This is a genomic window from Streptomyces sp. NPDC001156 (assembly GCF_053598275.1).
Map to the genome: position 1 here is coordinate 1 of NZ_JBSFJX010000352.1, position 5,180 is coordinate 5,180.

7 protein-coding genes and 1 pseudogene are annotated in these 5,180 nt (G+C 67.8%); 5 read left to right on the plus strand and 3 right to left on the minus strand.

Annotated features, from left to right (window positions below; all coding sequences use genetic code 11):
- Positions 1-221 (minus strand): annotated as a pseudogene (locus tag ACWDA7_RS50005) (IS200/IS605 family accessory protein TnpB-related protein); the annotation flags it as partial.
- A 248-nt stretch (positions 222-469) separates the two neighbouring features.
- Here ACWDA7_RS50005 and ACWDA7_RS50010 point away from each other — a divergent pair.
- Entirely contained in the window at positions 470-601 is a 132-nt protein-coding gene (locus ACWDA7_RS50010; protein WP_450614516.1) for a hypothetical protein, read from the plus strand.
- A gap of 400 nt (positions 602-1,001) precedes the next feature.
- Here the strand turns inward: ACWDA7_RS50010 and ACWDA7_RS50015 are convergent, their stop codons facing one another.
- A complete protein-coding gene (locus ACWDA7_RS50015; RefSeq protein ID WP_450614518.1) occupies positions 1,002-1,742 on the minus strand; it encodes a VOC family protein in 741 nt (246 codons plus the stop codon).
- Positions 1,743-1,894: 152 nt separating this feature from the next.
- On the opposite strand from ACWDA7_RS50015, the gene ACWDA7_RS50020 reads away from it, so the two are divergent.
- From ACWDA7_RS50020 to ACWDA7_RS50030, 3 genes are read left to right on the plus strand one after another with little or no spacing between them, the layout of a single operon-like run.
- Positions 1,895-2,356, plus strand: coding sequence for an SRPBCC family protein (locus tag ACWDA7_RS50020; RefSeq protein ID WP_450614520.1), 462 nt, complete (start codon positions 1,895-1,897; stop codon positions 2,354-2,356).
- A gap of 12 nt (positions 2,357-2,368) precedes the next feature.
- Positions 2,369-2,716 carry an ArsR/SmtB family transcription factor gene (locus ACWDA7_RS50025; protein WP_359398639.1) on the plus strand — a complete coding sequence of 116 codons (348 nt, stop codon included), beginning with the start codon at positions 2,369-2,371 and terminating at the stop codon, positions 2,714-2,716.
- Between the two features lie 2 nt (positions 2,717-2,718).
- On the plus strand, positions 2,719-3,129 hold the full coding sequence (locus ACWDA7_RS50030) for an SRPBCC family protein (RefSeq protein WP_450614522.1): 411 nt from the start codon (positions 2,719-2,721) through the stop codon (positions 3,127-3,129).
- A gap of 243 nt (positions 3,130-3,372) precedes the next feature.
- On the opposite strand, the gene ACWDA7_RS50035 is transcribed toward ACWDA7_RS50030, so the two are convergent.
- The gene (locus tag ACWDA7_RS50035) at positions 3,373-3,663 is read right to left on the minus strand and encodes a nuclear transport factor 2 family protein (RefSeq protein ID WP_450614524.1); all 291 of its coding nucleotides are present in this window, start codon (positions 3,661-3,663) and stop codon (positions 3,373-3,375) included.
- Positions 3,664-4,124: 461 nt separating this feature from the next.
- Here ACWDA7_RS50035 and ACWDA7_RS50040 point away from each other — a divergent pair, with 461 nt between their 5' ends.
- Positions 4,125-4,964, plus strand: coding sequence for an SDR family oxidoreductase (locus tag ACWDA7_RS50040; RefSeq protein ID WP_450614526.1), 840 nt, complete (start codon positions 4,125-4,127; stop codon positions 4,962-4,964).
- The last annotated feature ends 216 nt before the right edge of the window (positions 4,965-5,180 follow it).

The following is a 5,180-nucleotide window of genomic DNA, read 5'->3' on the forward strand; positions in this document are numbered from 1 at the left end:
GCCCGCTTGCGCCTGGCCCACGTATCCGCGGAGTGCTCCAGGCCCTCGGCGCACCGGCGTTTGAGATCCTTCGAGGCCAGCGACCCCAGATGCGCCCCGACCAGACGTAACACCTGCTCGTCGTCCGGCGTGAGGCCCTTGATGCGGGTGCGGATCGCCACACCGGACGGGCCGACGGCCACGAAGGGGGCAGCGATCGTACGCAGCGACTCACCTCGCATCGATGTGCCCCCTCCCCAACACTTGATCGGCAACAGGAAGAACGGTACCGGCCGGCACTGACAGTGCCCGCCATGCGTCGTACGCGCTGCAACACCACGAACAAGTACACGCTCGTGCACACTCACGCACACTCCTGCACATCCGAAACCGAACAGCTCCCAACCCCCAGTGGCAGATCGAGACCGAACCGGAGAACACCAGCGAGGTCGAGGTCCGGTTCGTCGCCGAGGCCCCGGAGCGCACCAGGGTGGAGCTGGAGCACCGCAACATCGACCGGCACGGCCCGGGCTGGCAGGCTGTCGCAGGCGGTGTCGCCGACGACGCCGGCTGGCCGCTGTACCTGACTCGCTACGCCGCCCTGCTCGGATCCGGCAGCTGAAGGCCGTCCATCACTCGCGAGCCCGGGAGGTGAAGAGAGGCGCCCGGCATCGCCCTGCCGGAACGCGGGGGATGGGAGGCGGTGGTCCCGCTGATGGAGCGTGGCCACCGCCCGTCCGCGCCGTACCCAGGGCACCCTGGGAAAGCGGGCCTGAAGCGTCCGGATCGCCGGATCCTCGCGGAGGTCCGTGAGGTCAGCCAGCATGCTGAGTCACAACGGGATGTGATTTAGCGCTTCAGTTGGCGAGTTGAGTGGTGTGCTCGGCGAGCAGGCTCATTTCGCCCCTGACATGTAAGTTCTCGCCGCCCGAATCGACCGAGACGCCACAACCCAACTCGCCCGGGGTCATGGCGCATCAGCACACAAGGCTCACGCGTCGGGGTGTCGTCAAGGCTCCGCGTCAGGACGGGGCGAGGACGCAAAACTCGTGGCCCTCCGGGTCGGCCAGGCACGTCCACGGGACGTCGCCCTGGCCGAGGTCGAGGTCGGTGGCGCCGAGTGCCCGCAACCGGGCCACCTCCGCTGCCTTGTCGTCACCGGGGTACGGCAGGAGGTCAAGATGGACGCGGTCTGGCACGGTCTTCACGTCGGGCGTGCGCAGGAACTCGAGATACGGGCCGACGCCCTTGGCGGAGCGCAACGCCGCATGATCGTCGGTCACCTCGTGCAGGGTCCAGTCCATCGCCTCGTCCCAGAACCGGGCCATGGCCCGCGGATCCGCGCAGTCGACCACGACCGCGGCGATCGGACCGGTGTCCCGGTAGATCTCCCGAGGCTCCAGCACGCAGAACTCGTTGCCCTCAGGGTCGGCGAGGACCGTCCACGGCACATTGCCCTGGCCCACGTGGGCGGGCGTCGCACCCAGAGCCTGGAGGCGCGCGACCAACTCCGCCTGATGGGCCGCAGAACCGGTGGCGAGATCGAGGTGCACACGGTTCTTTGTCGCTGTCTTGGGCTCCGGGACGGGAACGACATCGACGCAGACGGCGACCGGGTCCGGCCAAACTAGGCCGCCGACGGGTCCAACGTAGGTCGTCACGCCGGGGCTGTAAGCACTCCAGCCGAGCGCCTCCGCCCAGAACCGGCCGACCGCCGCGCCATCACGAGCCTTGATGTTCACCTGAACAGGTCGCAGTGCCATACCGGCGATCCTATGCACCCGCTCTGCAAACAGATCCGGGTGGCGATGACTCGCCGTAATCCACGACCTCTTGACACGTGACAGAGCCCTACCTAGCTTTACAAGCATCAGCTTGTACAAGAAATGGCTTGTGCATCCGGGAGGAGACCGGGATGACCAGCACCACCAGCACGCGGACCGAGGACTTCAGCGCGGTCCTGAACCTCCCCTCCAGCCCCGACGCCGTGTCGGCGCTCTTCACCTCCGCCGCCGGCGTCAGTCGCTGGTGGGGCCCGACCGAGGGCGATGGAGCAGTCGGCGGCACGCTCGTCACCAGCTTCGGCGACCACGGCGTCAACGCGATGCGCGTCCTCGAAGTCGGACCCACCCGCGTGGTCTGGGAGTCCATCGCGCCCGACGGGATCACCCCAACCGGGCACACGCAGGAGTGGCTCGGCACGACGATGGAGTTCGACATCGTCCCCGCTGACAGCGGCACCGAGCTCCGCTTCCGGCACGCCGGCCTGACCCCGCAGCTCGAGTGCTGGGACTCCTGTGTCGCCGCCTGGACCTACTTCATGGTAAGCATCGAGACCTTTGCCAAGACCGGCATCGGCACCCCGTTCGGGGCTTGAGACCCTGGTCCGATGGCAGAGTCGAAGCAGTCGACGCCCGCGGCAACCGATGTGGTGCTGCGGGCGCTCGCCGACCCGCACCGCCGACAGATCCTGCGCCTCGTCCAACACGCCGAGCTGCCTGCGGGCCAGATCGCGGCGAGCTTCACCCTCACCCAGCAGGCGGTCAGCCAGCACATCGGGGTGCTCAAACAGGCCGGCCTCCTCACCGAGCGCCGCGAGGGAACCCGTCGCCTCTACGCGCTGCGCCACGAGTCGCTCGAGCCGGTGCGCGAGCTGCTCTCCGAGTTCTGGCCCGACGCCCTCAGCCGCCTGAAGAAGGCCGTCGAGACGGCCCATCCCCGACCACCGAAGAGGTAGCCGTGACCGCTCAGATCCGCAATGACGTCATCGTCGCGACCGAGCACATCAAGGCACCCCCTGAGGTGGTCTTCCCGTACTTCACCGACCCCGCGCTCATCGTCGAGTGGATCGGCGAACGGGCCGAGCTCGACCCGCAGCCCGGCGGCGTGTTCTCGCTCGACATGGGCGAGGTCAGCGCCCGCGGCGCCTACATCACCGTCGAGCCGCCGTACCGCGTCGTGTTCAGCTGGGGCATCCCCGGCAACGACGCGCTGCCGCCCGGCGAATCGACCGTCGAAGTCACGCTGACACCAGACGGCGACGACACGCTGGTCGTGCTCACGCACCGCGGCCTGCCGTCCACCCACATCGGCAACCACCGCGCCGGCTGGGAGCACCGGCTCGGGCGGCTGCGCGTCGAGGTCGGCTGAACCAGCCGCATGGTGGTGTGCGGGCTGGGAGCATCCGTCCATGCCGAAGTCCGGCGCGGTGTTCTCCCCAGCAGCTGAAGGGTGGGGACGCAAGGTTCAGGGTCGTGCCCGAGGCCTCCGTGCGGTGAAGATTCGACACCTCCACCTCGCACGGAGGCCTTCGCCACGATCAAGAACTCACTGTCAACAACGCTCATGGTCAGCGCATCTAGCTGATCCGCAGGCTCGCGATCAGCCCGTCCTTCAGAACGAAGGTATAGGCCCGGTGCCGTTGTAGCCGTTGCCCGAGACGGTCAGCGTCACCGCATAGGTGTCCTCCGAAGACTTCTCGGCCCCCTTGAGGGCGAAGTGTGCCTGGACACCGATGTTGTCAGTGCCGTTCCAACTACTCACGCCGTCCCGCCCGTGGAACTCCCGGCCCCAGTCATTGAGATACGCGTCAGGGGTGAAAGCGGCCACGAAAGCCGCCGCATCGCCTTCGTTGGTCGCGTCGATGAACGTGCGGATGGCGGGGGGAATCTCGATGTCCGTCACGGTGACGACTCCTTCGCTTCAGGTCGGTTCGGGACTGGCCGCATTGCGGCCGGGCAGCCCTGTCCGATGTCAACGAGCGCGGCAGCGATGGTCATTCCGCCCGGACGCCGGTAGAACGCCGGCAGACGAGCGGAGTTCCGGCTGGTACGTTCCCGCCGGCTGCCGCACGTGTCCCAAGGCGCCGCGACGGTGCCCGCGACAGGGTCGCGTACTGCAGCTGGAACGCGGATCCCGGCGGCGTACCGCACCCCGATCGTTCAGCCGGCCTGAGGTCTCGGGGCGGCCCGGCCCTTGGCTAGGGGCATGAAGCGCGATCGAATAAACCATCCGGTTGTTTTATCCGACGCGACACTATAGGTTCCAACCAACCGGATGGATGCAAGCTCGGACAGCAGGCCACCCGTCGCGGGGCGTCACAACACCGCCACGCCAGTCAGTCAATTCAGCTTGGAGCAACGATCATGAGCACATGGTTGGTCACCGGTGCGTCGTCGGGCATCGGCCGCAAGGTCGCGGAGCAGCTTCTCAAGCGCGGTGACAAGGTCGCCGCCGTGGCACGGCGCAGGGACCGCCTGAACGACCTGGTCGAACAGTACGGCGACCAGATCTGGACGGCCCAGCTCGACGTCACCGACACCGAGGCCCTGCGCGCCGTGATCGACCGAGTCTTCACGGAGCTTGGTCAGGTGGACGTCGTCTTCTCCAACGCCGGCTCCGGCGCCGTCGGTGCCGCCGAGGAGCTCGATGACTCGATGATCGAGCAGCAGATCGCCCTCAACCTGGTGGCCCCGATCCAGCTCGCCCGCGCCGTATTCCCCCGCCTGCGCGCCCAGGGCGGCGGCCGATTCATCCAGACCTCCACCATGGGCGGTCAGATCACCTCGCCGGGCGCCAGCATGTACCACGCTTCCAAGTGGGGTGTGGAGGGCTTCCTGGAGTCGGTCGCCCCTGAGGTCGCGCCGTTCAGCATCGGGATCACGCTGGTGGAGCCTGGCGTCGTGCGCACCGACTTCGGTGCCGCACTCACCATCGCCCCGCCGATCCCGGCCTACGCCTCGACGCCGGTCGGCCAGGTGCGCCGGTACATCGAGGCGTCGGGCGGCAACCTGACGGGCGACGCAAGCGGTGACCCCGAAAAGGTGGCGGCCGCGGTCATCGACTCCGTGAACATCAACCCGGCCCCCCTGCGGCTTGCGCTCGGCAGCGACTCCTACAGGGCCATCCAGGCCGCGCTCCAGCGTCGGCTCGCCCAGCTCGAGAGCACGAAGTCCATCTCCTTCTCCACCGACTACGACCAGTAGCCCACACGGCGTACGTCCCTCAACGCCCCCCTCCCCGCCCTCCGGCGCACCGCACAAGAGCCGGTGGCGGCAGACCCGCGGCTGTATCGACGGCCTCAGCACCCTCTCAGCAGAGTTAAGGAACCGTTCCTAGTCAGTGAGCAGGAGTGGGTCTTGTACCCAGTCCTGGTCAACTGGCGCATCCCGAACGGTGGTGGATGCACTGGTCTCCCGCGT